This is a genomic window from Pandoraea sp. PE-S2T-3 (assembly GCF_002179965.1).
Taxonomy (GTDB): domain Bacteria; phylum Pseudomonadota; class Gammaproteobacteria; order Burkholderiales; family Burkholderiaceae; genus Pandoraea.
On sequence record NZ_NGUQ01000009.1, the window covers coordinates 49,823 to 64,356 of the forward strand.

Genomic DNA, 14,534 nt, shown 5'->3' on the forward strand with positions numbered 1-14,534 from the left:
GTCTTCAGATGAACAAGCATCATCCGCAACACACTGCACCGGCCACCTCCGCTACCTCCGCTAACTCCGCCACGCCCGCCAAGCATGCTACCAAGCGCGCTGCCGCACTGGCCTCGGGCCTGCGCCGGTCGCTGCTGGCGGCCGCAGCCGTCGCCGCCGGTGTCTTCACATGGCAGGTTGGCGCTTACGCCTTCGGCGGTGCCGAGCCGGCCGTGTCGATCGCGGCCCCCAAACTGGACGAGCCGGCCACCGGCGCACGCACCGAAACTGCGGTCTTCGCGGGCGGCTGCTTCTGGGGCGTGCAAGGGGTCTTCCAGCACGTACAAGGCGTGACGAAAGCCGTTTCCGGTTACGCAGGCGGCACCGCAAAAACGGCCGACTACGAAACCGTGAGCAGCGGCAGCACCGGCCACGCCGAATCGGTCGAAGTCACGTTCGATCCGCAGAAGGTGTCATACGGCAAGCTGCTGCAAATCTACTTCTCGGTCGCCCACAACCCGACCGAACTCAATCGTCAGGGCCCGGATAGCGGCACGCAATATCGCTCGGCCGTGTTCCCGATGAATGACGCGCAGCGCCGCGTGGCCGAAGCCTATATCGTGCAACTCGACGCCTCGCACGCGTTCACGAAGCCGATTGCGACGAAGGTCGAGAAGTACACGGGCTTCTATGCGGCCGAGGGCTACCATCAGGACTTTCTGACCGAGCACCCGACGTATCCGTACATCGTGATCAACGACCTGCCCAAGGTGAAAGACCTCAAGCGGATGTTCCCCACGCAGTATCGCGATACGCCGGTGCTGGTGAAGACGGCGTCGGCGTCCTAAGCCCCCTTACTTCGGATCATCCGCCAGCTTGTACACGCGCAGACGGTGACCGTCGGGATCGGACGCCACGAACGTGCGGCCGAAATCCATCGTGGTGGGCGCTTGCAGAATCGTGATGCCGCGAGCGCTCCAGTCCACATGGGTGGCGTCCACCTGCTCGTTGGACGCTACCGGCAGCACCACTTCGCTGCCGCCCGGCGGCGCAATCACGGTCGGCACCACCGTGTGCTTCGCCCACAGGCCCAGCTTCAGTCCTGACGGAAACACGAACAGCGCAAAACCCGGCGACGTGTCGACCGGTTGACGGTCGAGCAGATCGGCGTAAAACGCAGCGCTCACAGCGGTATTGGCAACATACAGAATGACCATATTCGGATGCAGCATGACTAGCTCCTGTCGATTTGGATAACTGACGTATTCACTAACGTATCAACTGACGTTTCTCACGCACCGGACATCTCGGTGTGCGTCGTCATTGCCCGTATCGTAGAAGGACATGCTGTCAGTTTTTGTCAGTAGTCGACAGACAACTTACCGTCATTTCCTGTCACTCTCCGTGCCGCCCCGTCGTCTCCCGCCACGCCTTGAGCAGTGAGCGGCGGCCGCGCGGATAACGCGCCGCCGACACGGTCATCGCCTCGATGCGGTCGGCGCGAAAATGCCGGAACCCGTCGCGCAATTCGCACCACGCAACGACCATGCGCACGCGCTCGAAGAAGCCCAGTGCGAACGGCCAGATCACGCGCTCCGACGTTTTACCGGCTTCGTCGCGATACGCCAGATGCAACTTGCGCTCGGTGCGAATCGCCTCGCGAATGACGGTCAGATCGACGGTCATCGGCGGCAGCGGATCGCCCGGCCCGATGAGCAGTGTCGAGGCCTCGAGCGACGCGCGCAGATCGGCCGGCAGCACGGCGGCGATCTTCGCGAGCGCGTTGCCCGCCGCATCGGCCAACGCGCCATCCGTACGATTGGCCACCCAGCGCGACCCCAGCACGATGGCTTCGATCTCCTCTTCGGAGAACATCAGCGGCGGCAGCATGAAGCCCGGCTTGAGCACATAGCCCAGCCCCGGCGCGCCCTCGATATGCGCGCCCTGCGCCTGCAAGGTCGCAATGTCGCGATAAAGGGTGCGCAGGCTTACGCCCAGCGATTCGGCGAGCGACGCCCCCGCCACCGGATACCGGTGACGGCGCAGCAGTTGCATCAGAGAGAAAAGACGTTGTGTGCGGGACATGGCGCGCATTATGCGCCCGATCAGAACGAAAAAAGCGCACGTTCAACCGTTCGGTCGAAACGTGCGCTTTCCCCATCAAAGATCACAGCCGTGGCCCTGATCCTCGTTGCACTTGCCGCGGATTACTTCTGCCGCAGTTGCTTGACGATTTCCGAGTTCACATCGCCGGGCTGACCGCCGTAGGCCACGCGCAGGTAGTTGGTCAGTTCGGAAATCTGTGCGTCCGTCAGCCGCTTGTCGAAACCGGGCATGTCCTGCATGGCTTCGAGCCCCGGGAATTTCTGCGGCTCGATACCGTCGAGAATCGCCACGATCAGGTTGCGCGGGTCCTTCTGACGCACGGTCGAATTGCCCAGCATCGGCACGGCAACGTGCGGCTTGCCCGTGCCGTCCGCCGCGTGACAACCGGCACATACCGCGAGGTACATATTGCGTCCCGCGACGAGCTTGCTGGTATCCGGACTCGCCGGCAACGGCGTCGGTGCAGGCGGTGCATCGCCCAGCAGGTAGGTGCTCAACGAGCGCAAGTCATCCGGCGTCAGATACTGCGAGCTCAAATGCACGACCGGATACATCTCGCCGAAGGCCGAGCCCTGCGGCGCGACACCCGTGCCGAAGAACGTCTGCAAGTCCTTCAACGTCCAGCCACGTGCAGCGAGCGCTTCGGGCGTCAGGTCCGGCGCAGCGATACGGGCGAGTGCGGCACCGCCGAGCGGCTTCGCGCTATCGAGTTGCCCGAACGTGCCGCGCGGCGTATGGCACTCCGCACAGTGACCGAGCGCATTGGCAAGGTAGCGGCCGCGCAACCAATCGGCAGACTGGCCCTTCGATGCATCGGGCAACGTGTCCTGGAGGAAGATCCAGTCCCAGAAGCGCATGCCGAAACGCATGTTGTACGGGAACGAGAGATCGTGCTTCCGATTGGCCACGGCGACCGGCTTCACCGACATCAGATAGGCGTAGATCGCATCGCTGTCGGCACGCGTCATCTGCCGGTACGACGTGTACGGCATGGCCGGATACAGCACCTTGTCCGGCGCTTTGCCATCGTGCAGGGCGCGATAGAAATCGTCGGCCGTCCAGTTGCCGATGCCGTTGGCCTTGTCCGGCGTGATGTTGGTGCCGTAGAACGTGCCGAACGGCGACTTGAGCGGCACGCCACCGGCAAACGGCGCACCGTCGGCGCTCGTGTGGCACGCCGCGCAATCGGCCGCGCGCGCGAGGTATTTGCCGCGTGCAACCAGTTCCGGCGGCGCCGGGTTACCCGGCGTCATGACGACGGCCGTTGCGTTGCCGGTTCCCGCAGCACTGGCAGCCGCCGAAGCACCGGACGCCGGCGCATCGGCCGCCATCGCGCTCGTGACGAGCGACGGCATCATCGACGTCTTGGGTTGCGGCGGCTGCGAAGGGTCGGGGGGCTTGGGCGAGGTCGAGTCGTTGCACGCCGCGAGCAGCAGCGCCGCCGCGACGCAAACCGCACTCGCGCCCAAGCGGCTCAGCCGGCTCAACTGATGCAGTGAGGACGGCAAGGACGAAGAGGTGACACGATTCAGGTTCATGGCGTGTCCTCTCACTTCGCGTCGGTCAGACAGCCGGGCGTCTTCAGAACGACGTCGCGCACGGCCTCGTAATAGCGCACATACCCGGTGCAACGGCAAATATGGTCGTTGAGCCCTTCGGTAATGGCAGCCTCGAGATCGGCGCGCGCCACCGGTTTGCGTTTCAGTTTTTCGATGAGCACCGTCGCCGCGTTCACGAAACCGGGCGTGCAGTAGCCGCACTGGAAACTGAAGTGATCGAGAAACGCTTGCTGAATCGGGGCCAGCGTCACTTTGCCGTCGGCATCGTGGGTGGCGTGTCCTTCGACCGTTCTCACCGTCTTGCCGTCGAAGTAGTTCGCGCCGGTGATGCAGGTGCGCACCGTTTCGCTGCTGCCGTCGGCATGATCGACGATCACCACGCAGGCGTGGCAAATGCCTTGTCCGCAGCCCAGACGCGAGCCGGTCAGCCCGAGCGTCTCGTGCAGGTAGTCGATCATCATCAGACCCGCCGGCACATCGGTTGGCCCATGTGAGACGCCGTTGACCTTTACCGTCACCGGCAAGACATCCCAAGGCGCTTTGCCGTTGCCGGTAGTTGCGGGTGTTGCCTGCGCCGACGCGCCGCCATTCTCCGAGCCTGCGCCACTTGCCGCGGCCGGTGCCGAGGCGCCAGTGATCGATTGTCCTGCACCCGCTGCCGCGCTGCCCGCAGCGTTCGACGCCGCTTGAGGGGCGTTTGTCGTGTCCGTCATGCCAGTACCTCCTGGATCTTCTCCGGTGTCACCGGCAAGTCAGTAAAACGATGGCCGATCGCATGCGCGAGGCCGTTCACAATCGCGCCCACCACGGGAATCATCACCACTTCGGCGATGCCCTTGGGCACATCGGATTCGGAAATCGGTGGCAGCACTTCACCGGTCTGCGTCCACACGGCAACATCGGTTGCGCGCGGCAGGTGATAGCGGTTGAAGTTCCACGTGCCGTTGCCCGGGCCGTCTTCATAGAGCGGCAGGTACTCGTGCAACGCGTGGCCGATACCCATGGCGAGACCGCCCTGCAACTGACCGGACACCAACTGCGGCGAAATCTGATTGCCGCACTCCATGATGGAGTGGTGCGTCAGCAACTCGACCTTGCCCGTCGCCTCATGCACCGAGAGTTCGACCAGCGTGCCGACGGCGCTGTAATACGTCACCGCCGCGTTGTTGCGCTGCACCGGCGGGTAGAACACCCGCTTGCGGTCGATCACGCGATAGCCGGTGGCCGGCACGGGCGCTGCGACCTGCGTGGCAGAAGCGTTCGCCGCACGCGCTGCGGCAGCCGATTTCGCCGACGCATTGCTGCTGTTGCGATGACTGCCCTTGCCCGCCGGCGCTTGCACCGGTGCGGCTGCGGGTGTGGACGCCGGAGCCGCAGCCGGTGCATTGGCACCGCCCTTGCCGAAGCGCAACGCAATGCCGTCGACCGGCAGGCGCTGCGTCGTGCCGTCGCCCAGATCCCAGTCGGCTTCTGCCCACTGCCAGCGGTTGAACACGTGAACGGTCGCGCCCGTCACCAGCCCCATTTCGTGGGCCGTCTTCGCGATCATGGCCAGCGGCAACGCTTCCATGCCAGCGGCCGAGAGCTTGCCCTCGACCCAGCGCGCGTCTTCCACACGCACCACGAGCGGTGCCGCCTGACCACCGCCAAGCCCCCGGCGCCAGATCGACAGCGCCGCCGGCCAAAGCCCTTGCATAAACAGCAGTCGCGCCGCTTCGCGCGTGCTGTGCGTGAAATAGAACGCCGAATTCGTCGCGCTCGACGGCGACGCGTAACCCGGCGACCAGCGCGGGTTCGCCGCCAATTTGTCCTGATCGGCCTGCGACATCAGGTACGGGTCACCACTCGTGACGACCGGCAACTCCGGCCAGTCGGTGATGGCGATGTGCACGTCGGTGGCCGGCATGCCAAGCCACTTCGCGACGGCCACGGCCTGAGACGTCGATGTCCCGGTGCCGATTTCGGCCGCCGTGTGATGCAGGCTGATCTTGCCCTGATCGTCGATCTCCACCCGTGCGAACGAGGTCTCTGCGCCGGTGCCGAAGTCCTTCTGCACGCACGCGAAGCCCACGCCGTAGCGGCGGCCCGGATGCGCCGCTTCGTACTCGGCCTTCTTCTTGTCGCGCTGCGTCCAGAGCGGATGCGCCTTGGCTTTCGCGAGCACTTCATCGACGCGCACGGCACCCGCAGGAATCGCGCCCTGCGTGTTCTTCATGCCCGAACGAAGTGCGTTCTTCATGCGGAAATCGATCGCGTCCAGCCCCAGTTGCGCGGCCATTTCGTCGATCATCATTTCGGTGGCCGCCATCGACTGCAACGTGCCGTAGCCGCGTGCCGAGCCCGCGTCGATGGCGCGCGAGGCAATCGCCACGCTCGCCAGATCGCTCTGCGGGAAGTAGTAGATCGACTGCGCTGCTGTGGCGCCGACCATGGCCACCGACGGCGAGAAGTTCATGCGCCCGCCGCCGTTACATTCCATGTCGGCAGCAAACGCCTGCAACAGGCCGCTCGTTTTGTCGACACCGATGCGATAGCGCATCGTGAAGGCGTGGCGCTTGAGCGAGGTTTGAAACTGTTCGTAGCGGTCGTTAGCGAGCCGCACGGGCAGTCCGTCGCCGTACATCGCAGCGGCCAGCCCGTAGAACGGCATGTTGTAGTGGTCTTTCGAACCGTAGCCGACCGTGTAGCACGGGTAGACGATCAGGCGCTTGACCGGAAAGTGCCCCTTGGCCACCATCGCAGCCGCATTCTCGGCCACTTCGGACGGCGACTGTGTCGGCACGACCATGTGCAGCGTCTGCGTGCTGGCGTCGTACCAGCAGTTGGCGTTGTCGGGTTCGAGCGCCGCCGTGTCGACCGACTGCGTGCGGTACTCGCGCGACATCACAAGCCAGTCGCCCGGCGGGTGCGTCAGCGACTCGCCGATCTTGCCCGCGTAAGCCATGCCCTGCTCGTCGAGCTTGCCGTGATCGTTACCGTCGGGCCACACCGGCAGATGCTTGCGCATCATGCTCGGGAAGATCGGTGCATCTTTCAGGCTCGAATAGATATCGTCGTCGTAGGCCGTCTTTCCGCCCACGCGCACAAAGCGGAAGGTGCCCCACGGATCGCGTTCCAGCGGGCCGCTCACTTCGCCGTAGCGAATGATTTCGTCGTGGAACTTGAGCTTGTCCTTGGCGAAGCGAAAACGCGCGAAGTCGTGATAGATCAGAATCGCCACGGCATGGCCGAGATAGGCCGGCGTCTTGCCCGCAGGCAGCAGCATGTCGTCGCCATAAAACTCTGGAAATGCGACACCGTCGCGCGCCAGATCATCGGCTGTCACCACGCGATCGGGCTTCAGCCCGTCGTCGAGCCGCGCGAGATCGAAGCCGAGATAGGGCCGGTCGGCCTGCGTCGCGCGCAGCACGAACGCATGCGCCTGCTGCTTCGGCCAGCCGGGCATATCGGCGGCACGCACGTCGCGCGCGAAAATCTTCGCGCCGGTGACTTTGGCCGTGCCGTCGATACGGAATTTGGCTTGGCCCGTGGCGGCATCCCACGCGACCGGGGTGAGGTTCTTGTCTTCGAACAGCGCGGCAAATGCGCGGCTGCCGAGCGGGGCGATGTAGACCGAAATGCCCGCGATCACCGAAGCTTTGAGAAAGCCGCGTCGCGACAGGGCGAAGCCTGAGGGACTTGAGGTATCGGGGGTCTGGGGGGTATCGGAAGCAGCAGATGAGCGAGCATCATCGCTCGACATTGCCGCTGGCGGACAGTGTTTTCTTGGCAGGCGCGGCATAAGCGTTCCGTCCGTCGGCCGGGGGTACGGCCTTCTTGTTTGGGGGGACGTATCACCAACACGAAACGGAAAACGGCACGCAAAACAGCACGATTACGATCACGACGCCTGGGGCAAAGTCATGACCCACGATGCTTGTGCGCAGTGCGCGACATTCATCTGCCGTGATGTCGTCGTGAAGTCTTATAGGACCACGCTTCATGAGTGACACCGGACACCTGAAGGCTACACGCCGCCTATGTGAATGACAAGGTGACGGATGACGCGCTGCGTGAGAACTGGCGCGGCTTTGCGCGCATTGCGCACCGTGCGGCGGGCAAGAGCGGGCGATATTCGGCGCGGATGATGTTGCTTATGCTTGATCGGAAATGGCGCTATATCCACTGGAATACGGCGCCATCCCGATATCGGCGGGCACGGCAAATTATTTTGTGCAGTGCGCTGATTTTTATCGTTTTTCTCAGGTGCCTTCCGACGAGTGCCGGCAACTGCGCGCGCCGCGCTCAGACGATGCGCAATTCCATGCACGTGAGATCGAGCCAGCGGCCGAACTTCGTGCCCACTTCGCTGAAAACACCGACCGTGCGAAAACCGAGCTTCTCGTGCAAGCGAATCGACGGCGCATTTTGCGCTTCGATGCTCGCGATCATCACGTGGATGTTTGCGGCACGCGCGCGCTCGATCAGGGCACGCATGAGCGCCTCGCCAACGCCGCCGCCGCGCGCATTCTGGTGGATGTAGATCGAATGTTCGACGGTGTGACGATAGCCGTCGAATGCGCGCCAGTCGCCATACGAGGCATAGCCGAGCACGTCGTCGCCACGTTGCGCAACGATGACAGGGAAACCCTTCGCCAAACGTGCGGTCAGCCACTCGCGACGATTGTCGAGATCGACGACGATCTCGTTCCAGATGGCCGTGGTGTGTTCCACGGCATCGTTGTAGATATCGCGAATGACGGCGAGGTCCGAGTCGGTGGCGTCGCGAACGGTGACGGCTGGCTTCATGATGAGGTTTCCACGCAAGGTGTAGCGATGACAATGATGTCTAATTTCGATGTCTAGTTTACTAGAAATTAATTTCCAGTAAACTGGACAGCATGGATATCAACGAACGCATCGCCCGCCGGGTTCGCGATTTGCGAAGTGAGCGCGGCTACTCTCTCGACACGCTGGCCGAGCGCAGCGGCGTGAGCCGTTCGAGCATTTCGCTCATCGAGCGCGCCCAGACGAGCCCGACCGCCAATGTGCTCGACAAGCTGGCGACGGCACTCGACGTCACACTTGCCTCGCTGTTCGACGAGAGCGCCGGCGACGATGCGCAGCCCTCGCCGGTCGCGCGACGCGCCGATCAACCCGTGTGGACCGACCCCGACTCCGGTTACGTGCGCCGCAACCTCTCGCCCGCCGAAGCCTCGCCGCTGCAATTCGTGGAAGTGCACTTCCCGGCCGGCGAGCGCGTGGCGTACGACACGGGCGCGCGCGACAACGAAGTCTGGCAACAGGTCTGGGTCATCGGCGGCACCATCGAGATTACGCTGGGCAACACCACGTGGCGGCTCGATGCCGGCGATTGTCTCGCGATGCGGCTCGATCGACCGATCGGCTATCACAACCCGACCTCGGCGACGGCGCACTACCTCGTCGGGCTCGTTACGCTACCGTTCGTCGCTGCCCGGAGGGCAACATGACGTCATCCATTACCTTGCAACGGCTCGACGGCGCGCAAGCGCTGGCCGAAGTCGACGCGCTCGCCGATGTGCTGATCGACTGCGTGGAAGGCGGCGCATCGGTCAGTTTCATGCTGCCGCTCACGCGCGAACGTGCAACAACGTTCTGGCGCAAGGTCGCCGAGAGCGTGGCCCGTGGCGAGCGTGTGCTGCTGGTTGCGCGCACCCGTGATGGCGAAGCAGGGAATCAAGGCAAGATCGTCGGCACCGTGCAACTGATTCTCGATCTTCCCGAAAACCAGCCGCACCGCGCCGACGTAGCGAAGATGCTGGTGCATCGCGACGCGCGTCGGCAAGGCGTAGCGCAGGCACTGATGGCAGCCATCGATGATGTGGCGCGCGCCGAGCGCCGCCATGTCCTCGTGCTGGACACCGTCACCGGTGGCGACGCCGAGCGGTTATATCAACGCAGCGGCTGGCAACGCGCAGGCGACGTGCCGAAGTTCGCGCTCATGCCCGACGGCGAATTCTGCGCCACGACGTTCTATTACAAGCACCTCTGATCTCTGAAGCATCACTCAGCGCACGGCCGCCAGTCCCTCCAGTAACGCCTTGTGGAACGCCACCGGGTCTTGCATCTGCGGGGCATGGCCCAGTTCGGGAAACTCCACCAGCGTCGAGCCGGGAATCGCCGCATGCGTCGCCTTTGCGAGCGCCGGGTAATGCCCGATGCGCGCCTGCACTTCCGGCGGCGAAAAATCTTTGCCGATCGCGGTCGTGTCCTTGTCGCCGATGAGCAGCCATGTCGGCACGCGAATCTGGCCGAATTCATACACCACCGGCTGCGTGTAGATCATGTCGTAGAGCAGCGCCGAGTTCCACGCGACGATGCGCTTGCCCGGTCCGCGATACATCCCCGCTAGCATCTGCACCCACGGCTCATAACGCTCGTTCCACTGCCCGGCGTAGTACGTCGCCTGTTCATAGCGGCGAATACTGGGTGCGCTCGTACGAAGATCGCGCTCATACCACTCGTCCACCGTTTTCGACGGCACACCGAGTGCCTTCCAGTCTTCCAGACCGATCGGATTGACGAGCACCAACTGCTGCGTCTCTTCGGGATACATCAGCGCATAGCGCGCGGCGAGCATGCCGCCCGTCGAGTGGCCGACGATCGTCGCGCGGGTGATTCCCAGCGACGCGAGCAGCGCATGCGTGTTGTTCGCCAGTTGCTGGAAGCTGTACTGATATTGCGCGGGCTTGCTCGATTTGCAGAAGCCGATCTGGTCGGGGGCAATCACGCGATAGCCGGCACCGCTCAACACGTCGATGGTCTCGCGCCACGTCGCCGCGCAGAAATTCTTGCCATGCAGCAGCACGACGGTACGACCGTTGGGCTGCGCCGGTTTTACGTCGAGATACACCATGTGCAGCGGCGTGCGCTGCGAGGTGAAGTCGAAACGGTTCACCGGATACGGATAGTCGAAGCCTTGAAGCTCGGGCCCATACGCCGGACCCGCGTTGCTGTCGGCGCTATCGGCGGCATGGGCGGCCGACGGCGCGACGCCCGAAAGGGCGATCAAAGGAACGAGCGACGTCACGCCGGCGAAAGCGCACGCGCGCAATGCCGCCGCACAGTATCGGGAGACACGGCGCAGGCGCGTTTGAGGCATTGAGGTCATGGGAGCAAGCGTGCGATGGCACGCGAAGTGGCACAAAGCGGATGCCGGCGATTGTGCCACGGGCTCGCGCGCGGCGAGCACCACGCAAAAAGGCACGCCACCGCCTCCTGCCAACAGAGACTTATGGACGTGCCTTTGAGGCATCAGCCCCCATCACTCAATGACAGGGCGACCCGGGGGGCTGAGTGACGGCTTAGTTACCGAAGTAGGTCGTACCGGCGCGTTGCAGGCCACCGACCGAACCCGGCGTGACCGGTGCCGCAGCGGCGGCCGGTTGTGCGCTGGGCACAGCCTTCGGGTAGACGGTGTCGTGTTGCACGACCAGACCGTCCTTCTGCGCCTGGATCAGTTCTTCGCGAACCTGAGCACGCGTGAGCACGCTGGTTTGCGGAACCCACGAGAATTCCGACGGGCCGTCAAAAGCATCGCTGGCGAAGGCCGAACCGGCCGACACAGCCAACATGGCGGAAATCAGGGCAGAGGTAATAAGAGTGCGCTTCATGGTGTTTCTCCTGTCTATTGAAAGGGGCGATGCTTGATTCATCGTCGACAATGACAGTCTATTCGTGTGTTAATTGATGATAAATACCATCAATTACAATCATTTATTTCATATTTAGAAATAATTGGATTAAACGGGGTCGCATTGATGCGCTTCGCCCCTACACGTCCAACAAGTCAGAAGCCAAGCCCGCCATTCGGCATAACCCTCAGGTTTGAAGGGTTATACCGGCAGGTGCTACCCGCCCGATGTTTCACATATTCATCAACGCCGCAGCCGCATTGGGCGACGCATGTTTCGGCACCCGCAACGCTCGCGATGTGGGCACTCACGCAACAAGTTAGTGAGCGCGAACCCCGCTACGCCGGGGCTTATGGTATTTTTCACTCGCTTCAAACGCGCGTATAAGCGAGCCCTCGCTTCGGAAACCGAAAGAATTGTGCAAAACCGGACTGCATTCATCCGCGGTCCGCATGGCTGCCACAACTTTGACGCCTTGGGAACGGTTTTGAAGGGTCAGAAAGAAACTCTGTAAAATCCGCAGCGGCAATGGGGGCCTAGCGCCTCACTGGATACCTCGCCGCTCAAGGGAAGATAAGCATCAGATGAAAGCGCCCAGCAACCTGATTACTGGTGAAGTGCGGACGAAAATCCGCGGCATGATTCTCGCCTCGGAGCTCAAGCCGGGGCAGCGCCTTATCGAAGACGATCTGATCCAGTTGCTCGGCGTTGGCCGCACGCCGGTGCGCGAAGCGCTGCTGATCCTGCAAGGCGAAGGCTTTATCGCCCGCAATCGCGGTTGGGAAGTTCAGGGGGTCGATCACCTTCAGGTGAATGCGATCTTCGAAAGCCGTGCCGCGATCGAAGCGGAAACGGCGCGGCTGGCCGCCCGCAAAATCACGCCCGAAGCCTGTGATGAGCTTGCCGCGCTCATCGAGCAAATGGAGCCGAGCACTCATCTGCCGCGTCTGGCACTGAACCGCCTGAACAGCGAATTCCACGAATTGATCGTCAAAGCCGCCGATAACGTCGTGCTGACGCAGTTTCACGAGCGTATTCAGTTCTATTACTGGGCGCTGCGCATTCCCGTCATGTTCTCGGACGAGCAACTGAGCGCAACCAACGCCCAGCATCGCGAATTGGTCGACGCGCTGCGTGCGCACGATGAAGTGCGCGCCGCACAGATTGCGCGTCATCACGTTGAGACGACGATGGGCATCGTCGAGCCCGCCCTGCCGCGCTGAACCGCACGAGCGGCGGGTCTCAAGCGCGCCATCTGCCTACATTCCCCATACAAGCTGCATAGACGCGCCCAGAAGGCTGCCGCCGGGCCGCGTCAAGGCGTGGGCTACCTCGAATCGTCCGGCCGGTTAGCGCACCAGATAACCCGCCACGCGCCAGCGGCTGTCGACGCCGTAAAACATCGTGACCATTTCATGCGCGTCGGCCTTGTTCTCGAACGCCGTGTCGTACTGAATCACCACATACTCACCGTCGGGCTGCCCTGGAATGGCGCGCGTGAACACCGCGTCCGCCACCTTGCGTGATTTCACTTTGCCCAGCGGCGTGCGCGCAGCACTCAGGCTCTGCGCCCACGCGTCGGCCGGCAACGAGCGTTGAAACACGGCTGCCGCCTGTTCCCAGCTTTGTTCTGCGCGGTTGATATCCACCAGTCCGAGCCAGAGATTTGCGGCTTCGAGTGCCGGTTTCACATCGCGGTTGATGTCGCTTGCCGGAGCACTCACGCCGCTGGCCGGCGTCGCAAACAGCGGCGGCTGGGCCGAGCGCCGTGTCATCGGCTCCTGCGCCTGCACCGCGGCTGCGCTAAGACCGGCGGCCACGGCAAGCGTGAGTGTCAGGAAACGGCGAAGGCGGGACATCGACATGACAAAAGCTCCTGGAGATAGACGGTAAACCTTAACCCGGCCATTCTACTGGTGTGTAACGCGCACAGCGTCGTACATTACAATGCACTACACATGCCCGCCTCCCCCCGCCGGCCTTCCCCATGTTGACGACGTCTCTGCTCGCGATCACTGCCCTGCTCAGCTTCATGATGTTGCTGATCATCGGCTCGCTGGTACGCTCGCGCGTCGCGGGAGTGCGCGAGTGGTGCTGGGCCAACGTGGCGGTGCTCATCTCGTTGCCACTGTTCGCCCTGCGCGGCCACGTCCCCGACTTCCTTTCGATTCCCGTTGCCAACGTCATGCTTGGCGGCGGCCTGCTGCTCTATTACGCCGGTTGTGCCCGCTATCTCGGCCAGTCACCGCACTGGCCGGTGCTCGGCGCGTCGCTCGGCGTGTTGGCCGGGTCCATGTTGTTCTGGTTCTACGGCAGCGAGAACACACAGTTGCGGGTCGTCATTGTCTCGGCGTATCACGCGGTGGTCCTGCTCGCCACGGCCGTGCTTATCATGCGGCACATCCCGCCACGGCGGCATCCCTATAACTATTGGCTCACGGCGGGACTCGCCACGGCATTTGCCATCGGACACATCGTGCGGGGTGCCGTGTTCGGCTGGGCACCCGCGCCCGGCCCCGAGTTGATGGGGGCGTCGACGTTCAACGCCGTCATGCTCACCATCGGCGCGGTCGTCATGCCGGCGATGACGATGGGTTCCGTCATGATGATTCACGACGCCATGCTGGCTACCGCCGAGGAAGCCGCCAATCGCGACTATCTGACGGGCGCGCTCTCGCGCAAGCATTTCGATCTGCTCGCCCGGCAGGAGATGGCGCGGGCGCTGTCGCACGGCTGGCCGTTGTCGATCGTGGTCATCGACCTCGATCACTTCAAGCAGATCAACGACACCTACGGCCACGCGGGCGGCGACACCGTGCTGCGCGAGTTCGTCAAACTGGTGCGCGACGGTTTGCGCGAAGGCGATATCTTCGGGCGGCTGGGCGGCGAGGAGTTTGCCGTGCTGTTACCCGGCACCGATACAGCAGGCGCCATTCGCATTGCCGAGCGCCTGCGCGCGCAGGTGAGCCGGCATCTCGTGGCGGGGCCGTTCGGCGTTTGTCACTACACGCTGAGCGGCGGTGTCGCGACGTGGCACGAGCATGAGAGTCTGGAAGCGCTGTGCATGCGGGCCGACCGCGCCCTGTATGCCGCGAAGATCTCCGGGCGCAATCTCGTGCTCTCCGACGTACTGTCGAGCGACGAGACGGCGTCAGAAGCGGGTTGAGGCGTTAAGCGGTTAAGACCGGGTCGAATGTCGACGTGCTGACGTGGCTTGATGCGGGTCGGCCGCAAC

14 protein-coding genes are annotated in these 14,534 nt (G+C 63.3%); 5 read left to right on the forward strand and 9 right to left on the reverse strand.

Features of this window, described 5'->3' with window-relative positions:
• The first annotated feature begins 8 nt into the window (after positions 1-8).
• Positions 9-827, forward strand: a complete 819-nt coding sequence (gene msrA / locus CDV46_RS07050) for a peptide-methionine (S)-S-oxide reductase MsrA (RefSeq protein WP_087722183.1) — start codon at positions 9-11, stop codon at positions 825-827.
• Positions 828-833: 6 nt separating this feature from the next.
• On the opposite strand, the gene CDV46_RS07055 is transcribed toward msrA, so the two are convergent.
• From CDV46_RS07055 to CDV46_RS07080, 6 genes are all read right to left on the reverse strand, one after another.
• On the reverse strand, positions 834-1,211 hold the full coding sequence (locus CDV46_RS07055; protein WP_087722184.1) for a VOC family protein: 378 nt from the start codon (positions 1,209-1,211) through the stop codon (positions 834-836).
• A 163-nt stretch (positions 1,212-1,374) separates the two neighbouring features.
• Positions 1,375-2,064 carry a helix-turn-helix transcriptional regulator gene (locus CDV46_RS07060; protein WP_087722202.1) on the reverse strand — a complete coding sequence of 230 codons (690 nt, stop codon included), beginning with the start codon at positions 2,062-2,064 and terminating at the stop codon, positions 1,375-1,377.
• A 122-nt stretch (positions 2,065-2,186) separates the two neighbouring features.
• Entirely contained in the window at positions 2,187-3,443 is a 1,257-nt protein-coding gene (locus CDV46_RS07065; RefSeq protein WP_087722203.1) for a cytochrome c, read from the reverse strand.
• A 191-nt stretch (positions 3,444-3,634) separates the two neighbouring features.
• Positions 3,635-4,357 (reverse strand): (2Fe-2S)-binding protein, encoded by a 723-nt coding sequence (locus CDV46_RS07070; RefSeq protein WP_087722185.1) that lies wholly within the window; start codon positions 4,355-4,357, stop codon positions 3,635-3,637.
• Positions 4,354-7,386, reverse strand: coding sequence for a xanthine dehydrogenase family protein molybdopterin-binding subunit (locus tag CDV46_RS07075; protein ID WP_249277743.1), 3,033 nt, complete (start codon positions 7,384-7,386; stop codon positions 4,354-4,356). The genes CDV46_RS07070 and CDV46_RS07075 overlap by 4 nt, the downstream gene beginning before the upstream one ends.
• Before the next feature lie 542 nt (positions 7,387-7,928).
• The gene (locus tag CDV46_RS07080) at positions 7,929-8,432 is read right to left on the reverse strand and encodes a GNAT family N-acetyltransferase (protein ID WP_087722186.1); all 504 of its coding nucleotides are present in this window, start codon (positions 8,430-8,432) and stop codon (positions 7,929-7,931) included.
• Positions 8,433-8,524: 92 nt separating this feature from the next.
• Between CDV46_RS07080 and CDV46_RS07085 the strand changes: the two genes are divergently transcribed.
• Both CDV46_RS07085 and CDV46_RS07090 read left to right on the forward strand, forming a co-directional pair.
• Positions 8,525-9,115 (forward strand): helix-turn-helix domain-containing protein, encoded by a 591-nt coding sequence (locus tag CDV46_RS07085; protein WP_087722187.1) that lies wholly within the window; start codon positions 8,525-8,527, stop codon positions 9,113-9,115.
• Positions 9,112-9,657, forward strand: coding sequence for a GNAT family N-acetyltransferase (locus CDV46_RS07090; RefSeq protein WP_087722188.1), 546 nt, complete (start codon positions 9,112-9,114; stop codon positions 9,655-9,657). Before CDV46_RS07085 ends, CDV46_RS07090 begins: the two co-directional genes overlap by 4 nt.
• Positions 9,658-9,672: 15 nt before the next feature.
• Here the strand turns inward: CDV46_RS07090 and CDV46_RS07095 are convergent, their stop codons facing one another.
• Together CDV46_RS07095 and CDV46_RS07100 are read right to left on the reverse strand one after the other, a co-directional pair.
• Entirely contained in the window at positions 9,673-10,776 is a 1,104-nt protein-coding gene (locus CDV46_RS07095) for an alpha/beta fold hydrolase (RefSeq protein WP_087722204.1), read from the reverse strand.
• Between the two features lie 193 nt (positions 10,777-10,969).
• The gene (locus tag CDV46_RS07100) at positions 10,970-11,278 is read right to left on the reverse strand and encodes a DUF4148 domain-containing protein (RefSeq protein ID WP_087691628.1); all 309 of its coding nucleotides are present in this window, start codon (positions 11,276-11,278) and stop codon (positions 10,970-10,972) included.
• A gap of 605 nt (positions 11,279-11,883) precedes the next feature.
• On the opposite strand from CDV46_RS07100, the gene CDV46_RS07105 reads away from it, so the two are divergent.
• Entirely contained in the window at positions 11,884-12,522 is a 639-nt protein-coding gene (locus tag CDV46_RS07105) for a GntR family transcriptional regulator (protein ID WP_087722189.1), read from the forward strand.
• 126 nt (positions 12,523-12,648) lie between these two features.
• Here the strand turns inward: CDV46_RS07105 and CDV46_RS07110 are convergent, their stop codons facing one another.
• Positions 12,649-13,164 carry a DUF4019 domain-containing protein gene (locus CDV46_RS07110; RefSeq protein WP_087722190.1) on the reverse strand — a complete coding sequence of 172 codons (516 nt, stop codon included), beginning with the start codon at positions 13,162-13,164 and terminating at the stop codon, positions 12,649-12,651.
• Positions 13,165-13,286: 122 nt separating this feature from the next.
• On the opposite strand from CDV46_RS07110, the gene CDV46_RS07115 reads away from it, so the two are divergent.
• Positions 13,287-14,465, forward strand: a complete 1,179-nt coding sequence (locus tag CDV46_RS07115; RefSeq protein WP_087691631.1) for a GGDEF domain-containing protein — start codon at positions 13,287-13,289, stop codon at positions 14,463-14,465.
• Positions 14,466-14,534 lie beyond the last annotated feature (69 nt).